Source organism: Tsukamurella soli, assembly GCF_039541155.1.
Taxonomy (GTDB): domain Bacteria; phylum Actinomycetota; class Actinomycetes; order Mycobacteriales; family Mycobacteriaceae; genus Tsukamurella; species Tsukamurella soli.
Window position 1 is genome coordinate 69,235 of the sequence record NZ_BAABFR010000004.1, and the last position, 18,331, is coordinate 87,565.

Genomic DNA, 18,331 nt, shown 5'->3' on the forward strand with positions numbered 1-18,331 from the left:
ACGTCGGTAGGGTCGGTTAGGTGATCCTCATCCTGTCGACCTCGGACACCGACCTGCTCTCCGCCAAGGCCAGTGGCGCCGAGTACCGGTGGGCCAACCCCGCGCGCATCAGCGTCGACCTGGACCTCCCCGACCTGCTCGACGGGGCGGACATCGTCGTCGTCCGCATCCTGGGCGGCCGCCGCTACTGGGAGGCGGGCCTGGACGCGCTCGCCGCGAGCGGGCGACCCGTCGTCGTGGTGTCGGGGGAGCAGGCGCCGGACGCCGACCTCATGGAGGCGTCGACGGTGGCGGCGGGTGTGGCGACGCAGGCCCACGCGTACCTCGCCGAGGGCGGGCCGGACAACCTCGCGCAGCTGCACGGCTTCCTGTCGGACACGATCCTGCTGAGCGGCAATGGCTTCGAGCCGCCGGCGAGGGCGCCCCAGTGGGGCGTGATCGAGCGCTGCGGTACCGCGGACGCGGTCGGGCCCCGGGTGGGCATCCTCTACTACCGGGCGCAGCACCTGGCGGGCAACACCGCCTACATCGGTGCCCTCGCCGACGCGATCGAGGCCCGTGGTGCCGTGGCCGTGCCGATCTTCTGCGCCTCGCTGCGCGCCGCCGATCCCGGCCTGGTGGCCGAACTCGCCGGCCTCGACGCGCTGCTCGTCACCGTCCTCGCCGCCGGCGGCACGGTGCCGGCGACCGCCGGCGCGGGCGGCGACGACGAGGCGTGGGACATCGGCGCCCTGCGCGATCTCGACATCCCGGTGCTGCAGGCGCTGGCGCTCACCACCTCCCGCGCGCAGTGGGAGGAGTCCGACGACGGGATGAGCCCGCTGGACGTCGCGACGCAGGTGGCGATCCCCGAGTTCGACGGGCGTATCATCACGGTCCCGTTCTCGTTCAAGGAGATCGGCGACGACGGGCTGCCGACCTATGTCCCCGACGCCGAGCGCGCCGCCCGCGTCGCCGGTCTCGCCGTGCGGCACGCGCGCCTCGGATCGATCCCGAACGGCGCCAAGCGGATCGCGCTGCTGCTCTCGGCATACCCCACCAAGCATGCCCGGATCGGCAACGCGGTGGGGCTCGACACCCCGGCGTCGGCGATCGCGCTACTGCACCGGATGCGCGGCGCCGGATACGATCTCGGCGCTCTCACCGGTCCCGAGGCGATCCCCGGGCTGGCCCCCGAGCCCGGGGACGGCGACGATTCCGACGCCTTCATCCACGCCCTGATCGCCCGCGGCGGCCAGGATCCCGACTGGCTCTCGGAGGAGCGGCTGGACGCCACTGAGGTCACCGTCGGCGCCGACACGTACCGCGCGTGGTTCGAGACCCTGCCCGCGCAGCTACGCGACGCGGTGACGCAGCATTGGGGGCCGCCGCCCGGCGAGCTGTTCACCACGTCGTCCGGCGAGATCGCCATCGCTGCACTGCGGTTCGGCAATCTCGCCGTCATGGTGCAGCCACCCCGCGGGTTCGGTGCGAACCCCGTGGCGATCTACCACGATCCCGATCTGCCGCCCAGCCACCACTACCTCGCGAGCTACCGCTGGCTGCAGGCTGCGGTCGCCGAGGGCGGCTTCGGCGCCGATGCCGCGATCCACCTCGGCAAGCACGGCAACCTCGAGTGGCTGCCCGGCAAGACCCTCGGTCTGTCCGCGGCGTGCGGCCCGGACGCCGCGCTCGGCGACCTGCCGCTCGTGTACCCGTTCCTGGTCAACGACCCGGGCGAGGGCACGCAGGCGAAGCGCCGCGCGCACGCCGTACTGGTCGACCACCTCATCCCGCCGATGGCCCGCGCCGAGTCGTACGGCGACGTCGCCCGGCTCGAGCAGCTGCTCGACGAGTACGCGAACGTCGCGAGCCTCGATCCCGCCAAGCTGCCGATGATCCGGCAGCAGATCTGGACGCTCCTGCAGGCGGCGAAGCTCGACCACGATCTGGGGCTCACCGGCCAGCCCGACGAGGAGGCCTTCGATGAGATGATCCTGCACGTCGACGGGTGGCTGTGCGAGATCAAGGACGTGCAGATCCGCGACGGCCTGCACATCCTCGGCGCGCCGCCGGTGGGCTCCAATGAGACCGACCTCGTCCTGGCGATCCTGCGGGCCCGGCAGATGTGGGCGGGCGGCGTGCACGTGCCCGGCCTGCGGGAGGCGCTCGGCATGACCGAGGACGGCACGGCGTCGAAGGCCACCACCGACGAGTTCGAGGCGCGCGCACGAGGACTCGTCGAGGCCGTCGCGGCTGCCGGCTGGGACCCGGCGGCGGTCGACGCGCTGGACGTGCCCGACGGTGCCGACGCCGACGCAGTGCGCGCCGTGCTCCGCTTCGCAGCCACCGAGGTGGTGCCGAGGCTGCGGGCCACCGGCGCCGAGATCGACAGTGTGCTGCACGCGCTCGACGGTGGCTTCGTGCCGGCCGGGCCGTCCGGCTCGCCGCTGCGCGGGCTGGTGAACGTGCTGCCCACCGGTCGCAACTTCTACTCCGTCGACCCGAAGGCGGTGCCGTCTCGGTTGGCCTGGGCCACGGGGCAGGAGCTCGCGGAGTCGCTGATCGCGCGGTACCGCGACGAGCACGAGGGGCAGTGCCCGCCGTCGGTGGGCCTGTCGGTGTGGGGCACGTCGGCGATGCGCACCGCGGGCGACGACATCGCCGAGGTACTCGCGCTACTCGGTGTCACGCCGGTGTGGGACGAGCAGTCACGCCGCGTGAGCGGGCTCGAGGTGATGGGCCTCGAGGAGCTCGGCCGGCCCCGGATCGACGTCACCGTCCGCATCTCGGGCTTCTTCCGCGACGCGTTCCCACACGTGGTGGCGATGCTCGACGACGCCGTGAACCTCGTTGCCGCGCTGGACGAGCCGGACGATCAGAACTACGTCGCGGCGCACACCCGCGCAGCGGTGGCCGAGCACGGCGACCGCCGCCGCGCCACCACCCGGGTGTTCGGCTCGAAGCCCGGCACATACGGCGCCGGCCTGCTGCAGCTGATCGACTCGAAGAACTGGCGTACCGACGCCGATCTCGCCGAGGTGTACACGGCATGGGGCGGGTTCGCGTACGGGCGGGGGCTCGACGGTGCCCCGGCCGCCGACGACATGCGCGCCGCGTACCGGCGGATCGCGGTGGCGGCCAAGAACATCGACACCCGCGAGCACGACATCGCCGACTCCGACGACTACTTCCAGTATCACGGCGGCATGGTGGCCACCGTCCGGCACCTGACCGGCGCGGATCCCGAGGCGTACGTGGGGGATTCGACCCGGCCCGACACCGTCCGCACCCGGACGCTGGGTGAGGAGACCACCCGGGTGTTCCGCGCCCGGGTCGTGAATCCGCGGTGGATGGCGGCCATGCGGCGGCACGGGTACAAGGGCGCCTTCGAGATGGCGGCCACCGTGGACTACCTGTTCGGCTTCGACGCCACCGCCGGCGTGATGGCCGACTGGATGTACGACACCCTGACACAGAACTACGTGCTCGACGCCGAGAACCGCGAGTTCATGCAGCAGTCGAACCCCTGGGCGCTGCACGGCATCGCGGAGCGGCTGCTCGAGGCCCACCAGCGCAAGCTGTGGGCCACCCCCGACCCGGAGACCCTCGCCGGGCTGCAGCAGGTGTATCTGGAGACCGAGGGCGATATCGAGGACCGCTAGTCAGGAGCAGCCGTGATCATCGACCCTAGCGGCCTCGACCTCCGCGTCACCGTTCGGAGCGAACCGGACGTGTGGTACACGATCATGGGCAAACCGACGAACATCGAGGGCGCCATCGAGGTGTACAACGCACAGACCGGTATCGGCTTCACCGCAACGATCGACCGGATCACAGACGCGACGCCCGACGCGAGGATCTGGCTCGCCGGTTTCCTCAACGGCTGCCGGCCGGAATCGGCACCGTTCAACGATTCGAGCGCCGTGCTGTACGAGCAGTGGAAACACCGTCGCGAGGTGTTCCTGCGCGACGGCCACGGCATCCCGCAGGAGTACACCGGCGACTGGTTGATGCACCTGTCGTGGGCGTCGGCCGACGGCGACGTGCGGCGGCAGTCGCAGGTAGTGGCCGCCGTCGTGGCGACGATCGGCAAGGCACTGGCCCTGCCAACGCCCGTCGCCTGGAGCGTCGCAGAGGACAACCGCTTCCAGCCCATCGATTTCACCGATCCCGAAGCGCTGTGGCGCGCCGTGCTCTACCTCAACCCCGGCTGGCGGCCGGACTGGGCCGGCGATGTCGGCGAGCCGGCCGAATTCCAGGGCGGCCCGACACTGTGGCTGTTTGCCGACGGCCGCAATGAAGTACAGATCACGCTGCGGTTCGCCAGCGAACACGACGAAGCGAAGCTGTATTTCGCTGTGCTGCAGGACATGTAGGGTAAGTCCCCTGGGGTGGTGGGAATCGGGGCAGGGCCAGAGCCCTGTCGAGCGGGAGTGTGTCGCTCCCGGTCCGGGGGTGGGCCATCGCGTAGTGATCTACGGGTTACCTCTCACAGTGACTTACAGAAAGCAGCTACGCGATGACCCAGGACCATTCTGCCCTGCTCGCCCGTCTGGACGAGTTGAAGGCCGCCGACCCGCAACGGATGACCGCGGAGTTGATCCGCGCCGGGCTGCAGGAGTTGATCGAGGCCGAGCTGACGGCGGTGCTCGGCGCCGCCCGGTACGAACGCACCGACGACCGCACGACGCACCGCAACGGCCACCGGAGCAAGACGATCTCGACGACCTCCGGCGACATCGACGTGAAGGTCCCGAAGCTGCGGTGCGGGTCGTTCTTCCCGTCGCTGCTGGCGCCGCGGCGGCGGATCGACAGGGCGTTGCACGCGGTGATCATGGAGGCCTACGTGCACGGTGTGTCGACCCGCAGCGTGGACGACCTGGTCGAAGCCCTGGGGGTGGACTCGGGCATCTCCACGTCGGAGGTGTCCCGGATCTGCCTGGGCCTCGACGCCGAGGTGGCCCGGTTCCGGGAGCGGACGCTCACGCACACCACGTTTCCGTACGTGTTCCTCGATGCCACCTACTGCAAGGTGCGGGTCGGCGCGCATGTGGTGTCGCAGGCGATGGTCGTCGCGATCGGGGTGTCGATGGCCGGCACCCGGGAGGTGTTGGGGACCGCGGTCGGTGACAGTGAGTCGTTCGAGTTCTGGACCGACTTCCTGCGCAGCCTCAGGCAGCGGGGCCTGTCGGGGGTGCACCTGGTCATCTCCGACGCACATGCGGGGTTGAAAGCGTCTGTGGCGCAGCAGTTCACCGATGCGGGGTGGCAGCGGTGCCGGGTGCATTTCATGCGGAACGTCGCCGGGAGGGTGTCTGCGAAGCAGCAGCCGCCGGTGCTGGCGGCGTTGAAGACGGTGTTCGCGCACACCGACCCGGTGGAGTTGGCGGCGCAGTGGGACCGGGTCGCGGACTCGCTGGCCTCATCGGTGCCGAAGGTCGCGGAGATGATGCGGGAGGCGAAGCCGGATGTGTTGGCGTTCACCGTTTTTCCTCGCGGTCATTGGCAGAAGATCTGGTCGAACAATCCGGTCGAACGGTTGAACAAGGAGATCAAACGCCGTGTGGACGTCGTGGAGATCTTCCCGAACCAGGCCGCGTTCCTGCGGCTGGCGACGGCGGTGGTGATCGAGCAGCACGACGAGTGGCAGGTGATCCGCCGCTACCTCTCCGACGTGTCCATGGACGAGTTGCGGGCCGTCATCGCCGCCAAACACCGGGCCGCCGCCGACACGACCACCACGGCCCTTGCCCCGCCGGCAGCCGTCGGATAACGTCTGCGCCGACTCGTTGATCACCTACTCGAGCTGGTCCGAAGTCCACCACCCCACGGGACGCTGTCGACATGTACGCGGCGAGCGGTGGATCGGACACCGTTGACATCCGCGGCCTGGCCGAGGCGCTGATCGAGACTCTCGATCCGAGTCTGCTCACCTTCGGCAGCGGCGAGGTGTATCGCGCCGAGGGCGAAGCCCTCATCCCGGATTCGCCCGACATCACCGAGGCGACATATATCGGCCCGGGCCAACTGGTCTACATTCGCAGCGACCTCGTGCCGCCACACAGCACGCTGTCACGGCGCCCATACGGCAATGGGGACTTCTACGAACCGCGGACAGGAGGCGCAACCGTCGCGTTCGAGGATCTGTTCCCACACTCAGCGCAGTAGACATGACATCTCCTGGCAGTCAGCGTTGAACCTGGTGCAGAAGCCCAGTCACGTTCGCGCGCTGAGATGTCACTCCCACCGTGCATCTGGTGGCCAAGCAGTTCGTGCCGGCCAGACGGGGCGGCAGGGCGGGGTGATCGGTACAAGGTTCGTCGAACCCCGTACCGATCCTCGCTGCCATCGTCCTGTCGCCCATATCTCACCGCGCCGCCTCTGGTGTCACATCAGCCACTCGTACGTATCGATTATCGACACCGCGACATGCCCGAGAAACTTCTGGACCAAAACCCTTGGCCCGCTGGGACTGACGGCGCATAGATGCGCCTGTCACGGCAGTGGGCGGCATGCGGGATCGCCACCCGAGGAGGCTACCGGAAGTAAGGGAGCATCATGGACACCACGCCCCTGCACACCGCGGCCGAGGAGTTCGCGACGTACCTCTCGGAAGCGAGCCCGACGACGTCCGGCACGCGAGGTGCCGGCGGGCCTTCTACTCGGCCTGGCGGACTCACCCCGAGTAGGCGGCGAGAGACGGGTGTCCGCGGGTAGACGGAGACTTCGCTACGCGCCGACGCACGATCGTGATGTCCATTCGCTTGTGCAAATCCGCATTTCGTGGCCGATTCCGCAGGTCTATACCGTCGGATCCATGGATTGGAATCTGCAGACGGCCGAGCGACTCACGGCGGCGTTACGCGCCGGCGAAGTGACTTCGGTCGAACTGACCGAGGACGCGATCACCCGTATCGAGCGCGACGACACGGTGATCAACGCGATCTGTGTGCCCGACTTCGGTCGCGCGCTGGCCGCCGCGCGTCGCGCCGACCGAGCGCTCGCCCGCGGCGACGTTCGGCAGCTGCTGGGTCTTCCGGTCACGGTCAAGGAGTCCTACAACGTCGCCGGACTGCCGACCACCTGGGGCTTGAAGGAGCATGTCGACTTCATTCCGGACGAGGACGCAGTCCAGGTCTCACGACTGAAGGCGGCGGGTGCTGTGGTACTCGGAAAGACCAATGTGCCCGTGGGGCTGCAGGATATTCAGACCTTCAACGAGGTCTACGGCACCACCAATAATCCGTGGGATCACAGTCGCACGCCGGGTGGGTCCTCGGGCGGATCAGCGGCGGCGCTGGCATGTGGGTTCGGTGCACTGTCCATCGGCTCCGACCTCGCCGGCTCGCTGCGCACTCCGGCGCATTTCTGCGGCGTCTACGCGCACAAGCCGACGCTGGGCCTGGCCGCGATGCGTGGCATGGTGGCGCCTCCTTCGCCACCGCTGCCGGTCGAACAGGACCTAGCCGTCGTCGGCCCGATGGCACGCAGCGCCCGCGATCTCACGATCCTGTTCGACGTCATGGTCGGACCGGACCCGCTGACGCACGGGTTGGCGTACGACGCGACCCTGCCGCCCGCGCGCCACGAGCACCTTCGCGATTTCCGTGTCTTGGTGCTGGAGGATCATCCGCTGATCCCGACCGGGTCCGCGGTACGGGCGGGCGTGAACCGGGTTGCCGACGCACTTGTGGCCGGTGGAGCGTACATCGAACGGCACAGCCCGCTGCTGCCGGACCTGGCGCAGGCCGCGAGGCTCTACACGCAGCTGCTCTTCTCGGGCTCCGCCGCCCGTTTTCCGGTCGAGAAGTACGAGGAACTGCGGGTTCGTGCCACACGACTGGATCTCGACGATCAGAGCCTCGACGCGGCGCGCCTACGCGGCATGGCGCTCAGCCACCGCGACTGGATCGAGACGAACAGCCGCCGCGAGCCACACAGGCACAGCTGGCGACAGCTGTTCGCCGACTTCGACGTCGTGGTCTGCCCGATCACTCCCACTGCCGCGTTCGGCCACGACCATGATCCGAATCCGCTCGAGCGCCGGATCGACATCGACGGCGTCGAGTACCCGTACTTCGACCAACTGGTGTGGGCCGGCGTGGCCACGATGCCCGGCTTACCCGCCAGCGCGATACCAGCGGGCAGGTCCCCCGCAGGCCTTCCGATAGGTGTGCAGCTCATCGGCCCGATGTTCGAGGACCGCACCCCGCTGCGGCTGGCGGAACTGCTCGAGGAAGCGATCGGTGGATTCCAACCGCCGACGTAAGCGGCGGCGGGCGAGTCAATCGCCCGCGAGGGCCGCGATCAGTCGGCGCAACCGGATCGCGTCCTCGTCCGGGAGCGTGGCGCGGAGGAACTCGTCCTCAGCTGCGCGGATGGTCCGCTTGGCCCGGTCGTGCATCGCCTGGCCCGCGTCCGTGAGCCGGACGGTGTGTTGGCGCCCGTCGGCCGACTTCTCGCGTCCGATGACGCCGCGGTCGGCCAGAGCGTCGAGGTGCTTTCCCAGCCGCGTGGGGTCACGGCCGGTCCGTCGGGACAGCTCGACCTGGGATATCGCAGTTCCGGTCGCCAGCTCCCCGACGATCACGTACTCCCACATCGACAGGCCCACAGCCTCGAGGATGGGCTCCTCGAGGGGAAAGCCAAGGATGATCTGCTCGCGGCGCACCGAGGTTCGCCGGCAGTTCTGGCAGCGCCCGCAAATACCGTCGATCATCGCGCCCTTCTGCTTCGAGGTGATGAGTAGGCGCAGCGTGAGGTCGATCACGGCGCGGTTCGACTTCGCGCCGGTGAGAGCCCGCGCGTCGATGCGGCTAGGCACTGCCCGATACCGGCGGCACCAGTACCTCGAACCGGAGGCCGGGCGCCGTTGTGATGCGCCGGTCGAGAGTCACCAACCGCGTCGAGAGGTGTACCGCGAGGGCTACACAGCTCGCGTCGTACGTCGTCAGATTCGCGCGCAGCTCCCATACACGCTCTGCCACTAAGGAATACGCAGTGAGCGTGACCTCCAGATCATCAAGGTCCGTCGAGGCGGCGCGGGCTTCGGAACCGCGCTCAGAGCGCCGCGAATCGTCGTCTGACGAATAATGCTCGCGGCTTCGAACGGCATCAGGTGCGGTGCGACGACGGGCGCTTCTGCGATCCGCGCCAGACACCACCCGCCTGCCGGAGACCGCTCGATCAGCGCGGCGACAACCGCGGGCGCGTCGACGACCTGGATCACCTGCGATCGGCATCCCGGTGGGCGAGGATATCGGCGACCGACACCTGCACGGTGCTGCTCCGCTTGCGTTCTTCGATCCGTGCGACGATATCGGCGATATCAGGTGTACGTGACATCTGTGTCAGCACCGCCAGCAGGTATTCCTGGAGCGACCGGCCCGCACGCCCGGCACGCCCGGCGAGTTCGCCTCGCACAGCCTGGGGCACATTCCGCAGGGTTGTCGCGGGCACGACGCCAGGCTACTCGCGATGCAGCTGAATGCATGCAGTCAAGTGGTGGCGCGGGCCATGAGCTCGACGGGGAGACGTGTGGTCTCCGGCGCGCGACCGTCGATGGCATCCACCAACCGGCGGACGGCGGTGGCGCCGATCTGCCGGGCGGGGGAGCGGAGAGTGCTCAGCGGTACGGGGAGCTGCGCGGCGACCGGGATGTCGTTGTACCCGATGACGGCGAGATCGTCGGGCACCCGGAGGCCGAGATCCCTGGCCATGCCGAGGATTCCGATCGCGATGGTGTCCGAGACCGCGAACACCGCACGTGGCCGGTCGGGCCGATCGAGCAAGGCGCGCCCCGCCGCGACGCCACCGTCGACGTCGAACGCCGATGCGGCGACCCGGTCGCCCGGCAGCGCGATTCCCACATCCGCCAGCGCCGCACGGAAACCCGCGGCCCGGTCTGAGGCCGTCGTCGCGTGCGGCGGACCGGCCGCCAAGGCGAGGTCTGTGTACCCACGGCCGAGCAGGTGCCGCGCGGCGAGCGCGCCACCGGCGACGTCGTCGGCGCCGACGAAGGGCAGCCCCGAGTCGGCGTGCCGGGTGAGGGTGACGACGGGGATCGTCAGCCCCAGGGAGTCGACGAACTCGGCCGCGGGCGCGTGCAGGCTGGAGAGCAGCAACCCGTCTACCTGCCGTCCGACCAGCAGGGCCACGCTACGACGCTGGGCGGCGACCTCGTCGGGCGGACTGGACAGCAGGACGGAGTACCCGGCTGCGGTGGCGGCCTCCTCGATGCCGGTATAGGTCGTGGCGACCACGCCGTCGGTCAACCTCGGCATCACGACGCCGATCGTCGCCGTCCGGCGAGTGCGCAGGCTGGCCGCCCACACGTTGCGCTGGTAACCGAGTTCCTCGGCGAGCGCACGGATCCGCAGGGCGCTGTCCGACCAGCCGTCGGCCGGCTCGTCCTGACGCAGCACGCGGGACACCGTCGATACGTGAACGCCCGCCCGGTCTGCGATCTCGCGGAGCGTCGGTGCACGGTCGGGACGGGACACCTCACACCTCCTGGGGCGACGCATTGACGAACGTCGACGACAGCGACTACCGTAACCCTCCGCAATCGTTAGCGCAAACGTTCTTACCTGCGGATTCACGGAGGAATCATGAGTCGCACCCCAGCCGTCACCCAGCTGCTCGCCCTCGACTCGCTGCTCGAACCGGACGAGATCGAGATCCGCGACACCGTGCGCAGATTCGCCGACGAGCGCCTCCGGCCGCACATCGCCGACTGGTTCGAGCACGCCCACATCCCCGTCCGCGACCTGGCAAAGGAACTCGGCGGCCTGGGCGTGCTCGGGATGCACCTCGACGGCTACGGCTGCGCCGGGTTGAGCGCGACGACCTACGGCCTGGCATGCCTCGAGCTCGAAGCCGTGGACTCGGGTATCCGCAGCCTCGTCTCCGTGCAGGGCTCGCTCGCGATGTTCTCGATCCACCACTGGGGCAGCGAGGAACAGAAGCTCGAATGGCTACCGCGGATGGCCACCGGCGAGGCGATCGGGTGCTTCGGCCTCACCGAGCCCGACTTCGGCTCCAACCCCGGGGGGATGCGCACCACCGCCAAGCACCACGGCACCGACTGGGTCCTCAACGGCACCAAGATGTGGATCACCAACGGTTCGATCGCCGACGTCGCGGTGGTGTGGGCGCAGACCGACGACGGCATCCGCGGCTTCGTCGTGCCCACCGACACACCGGGATTCAGCGCGCCGGAGATCCACAAGAAGATGTCGCTGCGCGCGTCCATCACATCCGAGCTGGTGCTCGAGGACGTTCGGCTGCCGGCCGCCGCGGTGCTGCCCGAGGCACGCGGGCTCACGGGTCCGCTCACCAGCCTCGGCGAGGCGCGATTCGGTATCGTCTTCGGGTCGATGGGGGCCGCCCGCGACTGTCTGGAGACGGCGATCGACTATGCGAAGACGCGCGAGGTGTTCGAGAAGCCACTCGCCGCCTACCAGCTGACGCAGGCCAAGCTCGCCGACATGGCCGTCGAGGTCGGCAAGGGTCACCTCCTCGCGTACCACCTCGGGCGCCTCAAGGACCGCGGGGAGATCACGGCGGCACAGGTCAGCACAGGCAAGCTGAACAACGTCCGCGAGGCGATCGCCGTCGCCCGCGAATGCCGGACCATCCTGGGTGCCAACGGGATCACCCTCGAGTACCCCGTGATCCGGCACGCCAACAATCTCGAGTCGGTGCTGACCTACGAGGGCACGTCGGAGGTGCATCAGCTGACCATCGGGCGCGCGCTCACCGGCGAGTCCGCGTTCCGGTGACGCTCGGCGGCCCGCGCCGGGCCCGTTCGCATCGGGAGGGCGACGACCGAATCTCCCGGAGGCCGCGCGAATTCCCGCGGCATCGCCATTAATCCACACTGAGCGCAACCCGGTCGTTACCCCTGCTCCCGGCCTAGCGTGGGACGGGTGACCAATCGATCCCGTGGCCGCCCGATCGTCGGAGTCGCGCTCGAGCCCTTCGGCTGGCACCCCGCTGCCTTCGCCGAGGTGGACGGTGAGCCGTCCGCAGCCTTGTCGGGTGCGCACTGGACGCGGCTGGCACGCGCAGCCGAGCAGGCCGGGGCGGACTTCGCGACGTTCGAGGACTCGTTCACCCTCACCGCGCGCGACCGCGTCAGCGGCCGCCTCGACGCGGCGATGCTCGCGTCGCGGGTAGCGCCGCAGACCGAGCGCATCGGCCTCGTCCCGTCCGTGACCGTGACCCATACCGAACCGTTCCACGCGTCCAAAGCGATCGCCACCCTCGATCACGTGAGCCACGGCCGCGCGGGCGTGCGGCCGCAGACCACCGCGTCACCCGCCGATGCCGCGGTGTTCGGCCGCAGGGGCGTCGCGGACAGGGCGGCGCTCCGCCGGGAGGCGGTCGACTACGTCGACGTGCTGCGCGACCTCTGGGACAGCTGGGAGCACGACACGGTGGTCAAGGACGTCGCCACCGGGCGGTTCGTGGACCGGGACCGACTGCACTACATCGACTTCGAGGGCGAGTTCTTCTCGGTGAAGGGCCCGTCGATCACGCCGCGACCACCGCAGGGGCGGCCGGTGGTTCTGGTGGGGACCGACCCGGCGGACTCGGGTGCCGCCGACGGTGGCCTGGCCGCACGAGCCGACATCGTCCTGGTGGCGGTCCGGTCCGTCGACGAGGCCGCGTCGGTGCGCAGCCGACTCGCGGCGGCAGGGGTCTCGGACGCAACGCCCGTCCTCGCCGACGTCACCGTCGCGCTCGCGGACTCGGAGCGCACCGCCGCCCGGCGACTCGCGAAGCTGGACCTGCGCGAGCCCGCGCCCGAGGACACCCTCACGTTCGCGGGCACCGGTGCGGGCCTGCGAGAACTGATCACCGATTGGGGCGGCTACGGCATCGACGGCGTCCGGATCCGTCCGGCGGTCAACGACGTCGACCTGTCCCGGCTGCGGGACGCGCTCGCCGCGCTCGGCTCGCCGCCCGGCGGTCCGACGCTGCGGGCGGCCCTCGGACTGCCGGCGCCCCGCAATCGATTCGCGACCGCCGACTGATACCGATCGAATCGCCGACGAGAGAACCATGACAGACGCATCCATTCCCCTCAACGTCCTCGACCTCGCGCCGGTGGTGGCAGGCGGCACCGCCGCCCAGGCGCTCCGGGACGCGGTCGATCTGGCCCGCCACGCCGAGTCGTGGGGTTACCACCGATACTGGGTCGCCGAGCACCACTTCGTCGCCGTCGCCAGCGTTGCGCCGGCGGTGCTGATCGGGCAGATCCTGGCGGCGACCGACCGGATCCGGGTCGGCGCCGCGGCGGTCCAGCTCGGGTACACGACCACGATCTCCGTCGCCGAGGCGTTCGGCACACTCGCGGCGCTACACCCGGGTCGCGTCGACCTGGGCGTCGGCAGGTCGGCGCAGCGCAGACAGCAGGCGCTGGCTGCTGCGGGAGCGTCGAAGGCGGCTCAGGACACGACTGCGGCGCAGGCGCTCCCGCGGGTCGTCGACGGTGTCGTCGTCCCCGCACCGTTCGACCCGAGCCGCGTCCTGGCCCGGCCGCGGGTGCTCGCGAGCCTCGACGCCCTCATCCCCGAGGGCGCCGCGGCACCGTCGTTCTCGCAGCAGGTGACCGATCTCGCGGACCTGGCCGCCGGAGTCTTCACCGCGCGCGGCACTGCGCTGCGCTCCACGGTCGCGGAGTGTATCGACGGGCCGGTCTGGGTCTTCGGGTCCAGCGCGGGCGAGAGTGCGACGGTGGCGGGCCGGCGCGGGCTGCCGTTCGTGGCCAACTATCACGTGAGCCCGGCGACGACACTCGACGCGGTCGCCGCGTACCGCGCCGCGTTCCGTCCCGGGACCCTGCAGCGGCCTCGGGTCGTGGTGTCCGCCGATGTGGTCGTCGCCGACACGGACCAGCAGGCCCACCGCCTCGCGGCCGGATACGCGAGGTGGGTGCACTCCATCCGCTTCGGTGACGGCGCTATCCCATTCCCCACCGACAGCGACGATCTCACGGACGAGCAGTTGGCCGGAGTGGCCGACCGTACGGAGACGCAGTTCGTCGGCGCCCCCTCCGCCGTCGCCGCGCGCCTGCGTGCGCTGGCACGTGTGACCGGGGCCGACGAGCTGGTGGTGACGTCGGTGACGCACGACCACGGCGCGCGGCTACGGAGCCACGAGCTACTGGCGAAGGAATGGGGGATCCTGTGACCGGGATCGCCGTGCGGGAGGGCGAGCACCGCAAGCCGATCCACCTGGGCGCGCACTTCCCAGGTGTCAACAACACGACCGTCTGGCAGGTACCGGAGGCGGGCAGCCAGGTTGACTTCGCGTCCTTCGAGCATCTGGCCCGGGTCGCGGAGGACGCGCGGTTCGACTTCTTCTTCCTCGCGGAGGGCCTGCGGCTGCGCGAACACCTCGGTCGCATCCACGATCTCGATGTCGTGGGCAGGCCCGACACCTTCACGGTGCTGGCCGCGCTCGCCGCGGTCACCGATCGACTCGGTCTGGCGGGCACCATCAACACCACGTTCAACGAGCCGTTCGAGGTGGCCCGGCAGTTCGCGACGCTCGACCATCTGTCCGCCGGCCGCGCCGCGTGGAACATGGTCACGTCCTCGGATGCGTTCACCGGGGCCAACTTCCGACGCGGCGGGTTCCTGCCGCACGCCGACAGGTATCGGCGCGCGGCGGAGTTCATCACCGTCGCGCAGCGGTTCTGGGACGCGTGGGACGCCGCGGCACCGCAGCGCGTCGTGCACCGCGGCGAGCAGTTCACCGTCGACGGTTACCCCGAGCTGCCGCGGAGCCCGCAGGGGCACCCCGTACTGCTGCAGGCCGGGGACTCCGCCGACGGTCGCGAGTTCGGGGCGCGGCACGCCGACGCGATCTTCACCCGGCACGGCACGCTCGAGGCGGGGCGCGAGTTCTACGCGGACATCAAGGCGCGAGCGGCTGCCCATGGCCGGAATCCCGACCACCTCAAGGTGTTCCCGGCCGCGACCTTCGTGATCGGCGACAGTCGCGCCGAGGCGGACGAGAAGGCCCGGCACATCCGCCTGCTACAGGTGGGCCCCCAGACGGCGATCAACTTCCTGGAGCAGGTGTGGGGCCGGGACCTGTCCGACTACGACCCGGACGGTCCCGTGCCCCAGGAGGATCCGACGTTCGACGCCGTCACGCAGGGCCGGACCCGACAGGGTGACCCACGCGAGATCGCCGCCCGGTACCGGGCACGCGCGGAGGCGGGAGGCCTCTCGATCCGCGAGTTGGTGATCGAGATGACGGCGCGGCAGCAGTTCGTGGGCACACCCGAGCAGGTCGCCGACGGGATCGACCGGTACGTCCAGGCCGACGCGTGCGACGGCTTCATCCTGGTGCCGCACCTGACGCCGACGGGGCTGGACGACCTCGCCGCCCGGGTGGTCCCGATCCTGCAGGAGCGCGGCGCATTCCGCACCGAGTACGAGGGCACCACCCTGCGTGACCACTTGGGCCTGCCGCCGCTCTCCGCCGCCGGGTCGGAGCGCAGGACCGGATAGATCGTCCCCAGGCCGCCGGGTCCTCGTCGGGGTAGTCGCCGGGGGTGAGGTCGGCGAGCGACCCGATTCCCGAAGCCGATTCGAGCCCGGCCGTCAGAACGTGGCCGCCGCGTCCAGCGTCGACTCGGCTATGCCGGTGCCGGGGACGCCCCACTTGGCAAAGATCCGTGCGTAGTCGCCGGTGGCGATCAACCGATTGACGGCGGCGACCAGTAGCGGCGCCAGCGGCGAGCCCTTGGCCGTGACGAAACCGACGGTGGTGGTGCTGATCTGGCCCAGGAAGGTGGAGCCGGGGATTTCACCGGCGGCGTACTTCAGAGACAGCGTCGGGCCGAACTGCACGTCGGCCTTGCCTGTCTCGAGCGCGAGGATCGTGGCACCTTCGTCGCTGTAGTACTGGACCGTGTACGGCGACTTCCCCCGCGCGGCACAGTCTCCCGCGCCCTGCGTGAGGATGTCCTGGAACGTGGAGCCGGGCTGCGTGGCGATCCGCTTGCCGCACAGATCCGTCAGCGTGGCCACGTGGGTGAGGCCGGAGTCCTTCGCGCCGAGGAACGACTGGCCGTCGCTGAGGTAGGTCGCGAAATCGACCACCGCCAGGCGCGCCTTGGTGACGCCGAAGTTGGCCTGCCCCACCTGGTATCGGCCGCTCTGGACGCCGGGGATGATCGTGGCGAACGTCCCGTGCTGCTCGTTCCACCTGATGCCCAGCACCCGGGCGACCGCGTTGCGCAGGTCGACGTCCAAGCCCACCTCGTGACCGGCCGGGACCTCACCCGCATGTGGGAGGTCGTCGACGCCGGGGGAGTCGACGGTGCCGAGCGTCAGCGTTGCGGCGCCGCCCGGCACCCGGGCGTGCAGCGCCGGGTCCGTCGCCACCGCTGAGACGACGTCCGCGGTCGGCACGGCGGCGGAGGCCGAGGCGGAGACGCCACCGTCCGACCCCGAGCCGCACGCGGTGAGGCTGACGACTGCAACGACGGTGGCGGCAAGCGCTGCGGCGCAGCGGGATCGGATGGACACGGTTCTCCTCGGGAAGCGCTCGAGCTCGGTCGGGGTACCGCCACCCGGAAGGTCGGGCGGCCGGGGCGGATACAGGTTCAGCGGACGGCGGCCAGGAAGTCACGGGTACGCGCGTGCCGCGCGCCGCCGAAGATGTCGGCGGGACCGCCGGATTCCACGATGCGGCCGTCCTCCATGAAGACGACGGTGTCGGCGACGTCGCGGGCGAAGCCGGTCTCGTGAGTCACGATCACGAGAGTCTGCCCACCCGCCGCGAGGTCGCGGACCACCTCGAGGACCTCGCCCACCAGCTCCGGGTCGAGCGCAGAGGTCGGCTCGTCGAGCAGGACCGCCGCCGGCCCCATGACCAGCGTGCGGGCGATGGCGACGCGCTGCTGCTGCCCGCCGGACAGCTGTGCCGGATAGGCGTCCGCGCGCCCGGCGAGGCCGACACGGTCGAGCAGCTCGCGGGCTCGGGCCAGGGTCGCCGCCCGTTCCGCGCCGAGGGCGAGCGGACCCTCGAGCAGGTTCTCGGCGACCGTGAGGTGCGGGAAGAGATTGAACTGCTGGAACACCATGCCGATCCGGGCACGCTGCCGTGCGACCGCCCTGGGCGGCAACTCCCGCAGCACCCCCTTCCGCTCCCGGTAGCCGATGACGTCACCGTCGACCCGCACGTACCCGGCGTCCGGGCGCTCGAGGTGGTTGATGCAGCGCAGCAGCGTGGACTTGCCGGAGCCGGACGGCCCGAGTACGACCACCACCTCGCCGGCGGCGACGTCGAGATCGACACCGTCGAGCACCGTCCGGCCGCCGAACGACTTGCGCAGGCCGCGGACCTCGATCGCGCTCACCGGACCGCCACCCGCGGCCGCCAACGCAGGGCGCCGCCCAGCAGCGAGGCGGCCCGGCCGTGTTCGGCGCCGCCCATCCCGCGCGCGTAGCGCCGCTCCACGAAGTACTGCACGATGGCGAGCACCGTGGTCGCCACGACGTACCAGATGGTGGCCACGAACAGCAGCGGCATCACCTGGAAGTTCTGGGCGTAGATCATCTGGACCGAGTAGAGCAGGTCGGTGACGGCGATGACGCTCACCAGCGACGTCGACTTCAGCAGCCCCACCAGCAGATTCCCGGCGCCCGGGACGATCGCCGGCATGGCCTGCGGCAGGACGATGCGGCGCAGGATCCGGCCGGGCGTCAGCCCGATCGAGCGGGCCGCGTCGAGCTGCGCGGCAGGCACCGACAACAGGCCGCCGCGCACGATCTCGGCGGCGAACGCCGACACGTCCAGCGTGAGCGCGATGAATGCCGCAAGGACGCCGCCGAACAGGTGCGCCGTGTCGACGTGCACGAACTCGGGACCGAAGGGGATGCCGATCGACAGTCGCGGGTAGATGGCCGCGAGGTTGAACCAGAACAGCAGCAGCACCAGCGGGGGCACCGACCGGATCAGCCACACGTAGCCGAACGAGACCGCGCGCAGCACGGGGTTCGACGACAGCCGCAGCACGGCCAGCAGCACCCCGAGTAACCAGCCCGCCACGAATGTGGCGGCCGTCAGACCGAGCGTCAGGCCCAGCCCACGCACGACGGTGTCGGCGGTGAGGTACCGCCCGACGGTGCCCCACTCGAACCGCGGGTCGGTCAGGATCGAATGCACCGCCATCGCGGCCAGCACGGCGATGACGGCGACCGCGACCCACCGCCCCGGCCGACGCCGCGCCGCAAGACGCGGCAGCTCGTCGCCCTCTGCAGACCCGGAGCCCGACGACGACGGGCGTTCGACAGCGGTCACCATAATGCTCCCCACGCTA

The 18,331-nt window shown here is 70.2% G+C and carries 16 protein-coding genes; 9 read left to right on the top strand and 7 right to left on the bottom strand.

Annotated features, from left to right (window positions below):
- Nucleotides 1–20 precede the first annotated feature (20 nt).
- From cobN to ABD908_RS02310, 5 genes are all read left to right on the top strand, one after another.
- Nucleotides 21–3,644 (top strand): cobaltochelatase subunit CobN, encoded by a 3,624-nt coding sequence (cobN, locus tag ABD908_RS02290; RefSeq protein WP_344990287.1) that lies wholly within the window; start codon nucleotides 21–23, stop codon nucleotides 3,642–3,644.
- A 69-nt stretch (nucleotides 3,645–3,713) separates the two neighbouring features.
- The gene (locus tag ABD908_RS02295; RefSeq protein WP_344990290.1) at nucleotides 3,714–4,358 is read left to right on the top strand and encodes a hypothetical protein; all 645 of its coding nucleotides are present in this window, start codon (nucleotides 3,714–3,716) and stop codon (nucleotides 4,356–4,358) included.
- Between the two features lie 143 nt (nucleotides 4,359–4,501).
- The gene (locus tag ABD908_RS02300) at nucleotides 4,502–5,755 is read left to right on the top strand and encodes an IS256 family transposase (protein WP_344990292.1); all 1,254 of its coding nucleotides are present in this window, start codon (nucleotides 4,502–4,504) and stop codon (nucleotides 5,753–5,755) included.
- A 71-nt stretch (nucleotides 5,756–5,826) separates the two neighbouring features.
- Nucleotides 5,827–6,150 (top strand): hypothetical protein, encoded by a 324-nt coding sequence (locus ABD908_RS02305; protein WP_344990294.1) that lies wholly within the window; start codon nucleotides 5,827–5,829, stop codon nucleotides 6,148–6,150.
- A gap of 649 nt (nucleotides 6,151–6,799) precedes the next feature.
- Nucleotides 6,800–8,251, top strand: a complete 1,452-nt coding sequence (locus ABD908_RS02310; protein ID WP_344990297.1) for an amidase — start codon at nucleotides 6,800–6,802, stop codon at nucleotides 8,249–8,251.
- A 15-nt stretch (nucleotides 8,252–8,266) separates the two neighbouring features.
- Here the strand turns inward: ABD908_RS02310 and ABD908_RS02315 are convergent, their stop codons facing one another.
- The 4 genes from ABD908_RS02315 to ABD908_RS02330 form a co-directional block, all read right to left on the bottom strand.
- On the bottom strand, nucleotides 8,267–8,806 hold the full coding sequence (locus ABD908_RS02315) for a MarR family winged helix-turn-helix transcriptional regulator (RefSeq protein WP_344990300.1): 540 nt from the start codon (nucleotides 8,804–8,806) through the stop codon (nucleotides 8,267–8,269).
- Nucleotides 8,807–8,968: 162 nt separating this feature from the next.
- A complete protein-coding gene (locus ABD908_RS02320; RefSeq protein WP_344990302.1) occupies nucleotides 8,969–9,211 on the bottom strand; it encodes a hypothetical protein in 243 nt (80 codons plus the stop codon).
- A complete protein-coding gene (locus ABD908_RS02325) occupies nucleotides 9,208–9,441 on the bottom strand; it encodes a hypothetical protein (protein WP_344990305.1) in 234 nt (77 codons plus the stop codon). The genes ABD908_RS02320 and ABD908_RS02325 overlap by 4 nt, the downstream gene beginning before the upstream one ends.
- 38 nt (nucleotides 9,442–9,479) lie before the next feature.
- Entirely contained in the window at nucleotides 9,480–10,484 is a 1,005-nt protein-coding gene (locus ABD908_RS02330) for a LacI family DNA-binding transcriptional regulator (protein WP_344990308.1), read from the bottom strand.
- 108 nt (nucleotides 10,485–10,592) lie between these two features.
- Here ABD908_RS02330 and ABD908_RS02335 point away from each other — a divergent pair, with 108 nt between their 5' ends.
- From ABD908_RS02335 to ABD908_RS02350, 4 genes are all read left to right on the top strand, one after another.
- Nucleotides 10,593–11,765 (top strand): acyl-CoA dehydrogenase family protein, encoded by a 1,173-nt coding sequence (locus ABD908_RS02335; protein ID WP_344990311.1) that lies wholly within the window; start codon nucleotides 10,593–10,595, stop codon nucleotides 11,763–11,765.
- A 147-nt stretch (nucleotides 11,766–11,912) separates the two neighbouring features.
- Nucleotides 11,913–13,022: an LLM class flavin-dependent oxidoreductase gene (locus ABD908_RS02340; protein ID WP_344990313.1), complete on the top strand. Its 1,110-nt coding sequence runs from the start codon at nucleotides 11,913–11,915 to the stop codon at nucleotides 13,020–13,022.
- A gap of 28 nt (nucleotides 13,023–13,050) precedes the next feature.
- On the top strand, nucleotides 13,051–14,181 hold the full coding sequence (locus tag ABD908_RS02345) for an LLM class flavin-dependent oxidoreductase (RefSeq protein WP_344990316.1): 1,131 nt from the start codon (nucleotides 13,051–13,053) through the stop codon (nucleotides 14,179–14,181).
- A 5-nt stretch (nucleotides 14,182–14,186) separates the two neighbouring features.
- Nucleotides 14,187–15,512 (top strand): NtaA/DmoA family FMN-dependent monooxygenase, encoded by a 1,326-nt coding sequence (locus ABD908_RS02350; RefSeq protein WP_385924325.1) that lies wholly within the window; start codon nucleotides 14,187–14,189, stop codon nucleotides 15,510–15,512.
- A gap of 93 nt (nucleotides 15,513–15,605) precedes the next feature.
- Here ABD908_RS02350 and ABD908_RS02355 read toward each other — a convergent pair whose 3' ends face one another.
- The 3 genes from ABD908_RS02355 to ABD908_RS02365 all read right to left on the bottom strand — a co-directional run bounded on the left by ABD908_RS02355 (nucleotide 15,606) and on the right by ABD908_RS02365 (nucleotide 18,315).
- Entirely contained in the window at nucleotides 15,606–16,535 is a 930-nt protein-coding gene (locus tag ABD908_RS02355; RefSeq protein WP_344990321.1) for a transporter substrate-binding domain-containing protein, read from the bottom strand.
- A gap of 77 nt (nucleotides 16,536–16,612) precedes the next feature.
- Nucleotides 16,613–17,368: an amino acid ABC transporter ATP-binding protein gene (locus ABD908_RS02360; RefSeq protein ID WP_344990324.1), complete on the bottom strand. Its 756-nt coding sequence runs from the start codon at nucleotides 17,366–17,368 to the stop codon at nucleotides 16,613–16,615.
- Nucleotides 17,365–18,315 carry an amino acid ABC transporter permease gene (locus ABD908_RS02365; RefSeq protein WP_344990327.1) on the bottom strand — a complete coding sequence of 317 codons (951 nt, stop codon included), beginning with the start codon at nucleotides 18,313–18,315 and terminating at the stop codon, nucleotides 17,365–17,367. The genes ABD908_RS02360 and ABD908_RS02365 overlap by 4 nt, the downstream gene beginning before the upstream one ends.
- Between the last annotated feature and the right edge of the window lie 16 nt (nucleotides 18,316–18,331).

Excerpts from the sequence above, each read along its gene's own strand:
- ABD908_RS02300 (WP_344990292.1), top strand. The coding sequence starts at position 4,502 with ATGACCCAGGACCATTCTGCCCTGCTCGCCCGTCTGGACGAGTTGAAG.
- ABD908_RS02305 (WP_344990294.1), top strand. The coding sequence starts at position 5,827 with ATGTACGCGGCGAGCGGTGGATCGGACACCGTTGACATCCGCGGCCTG.
- ABD908_RS02310 (WP_344990297.1), top strand. The coding sequence starts at position 6,800 with ATGGATTGGAATCTGCAGACGGCCGAGCGACTCACGGCGGCGTTACGC.
- ABD908_RS02335 (WP_344990311.1), top strand. The coding sequence starts at position 10,593 with ATGAGTCGCACCCCAGCCGTCACCCAGCTGCTCGCCCTCGACTCGCTG.
- ABD908_RS02345 (WP_344990316.1), top strand. The coding sequence starts at position 13,051 with ATGACAGACGCATCCATTCCCCTCAACGTCCTCGACCTCGCGCCGGTG.
- ABD908_RS02365 (WP_344990327.1), bottom strand. The coding sequence starts at position 18,315 with ATGGTGACCGCTGTCGAACGCCCGTCGTCGTCGGGCTCCGGGTCTGCA.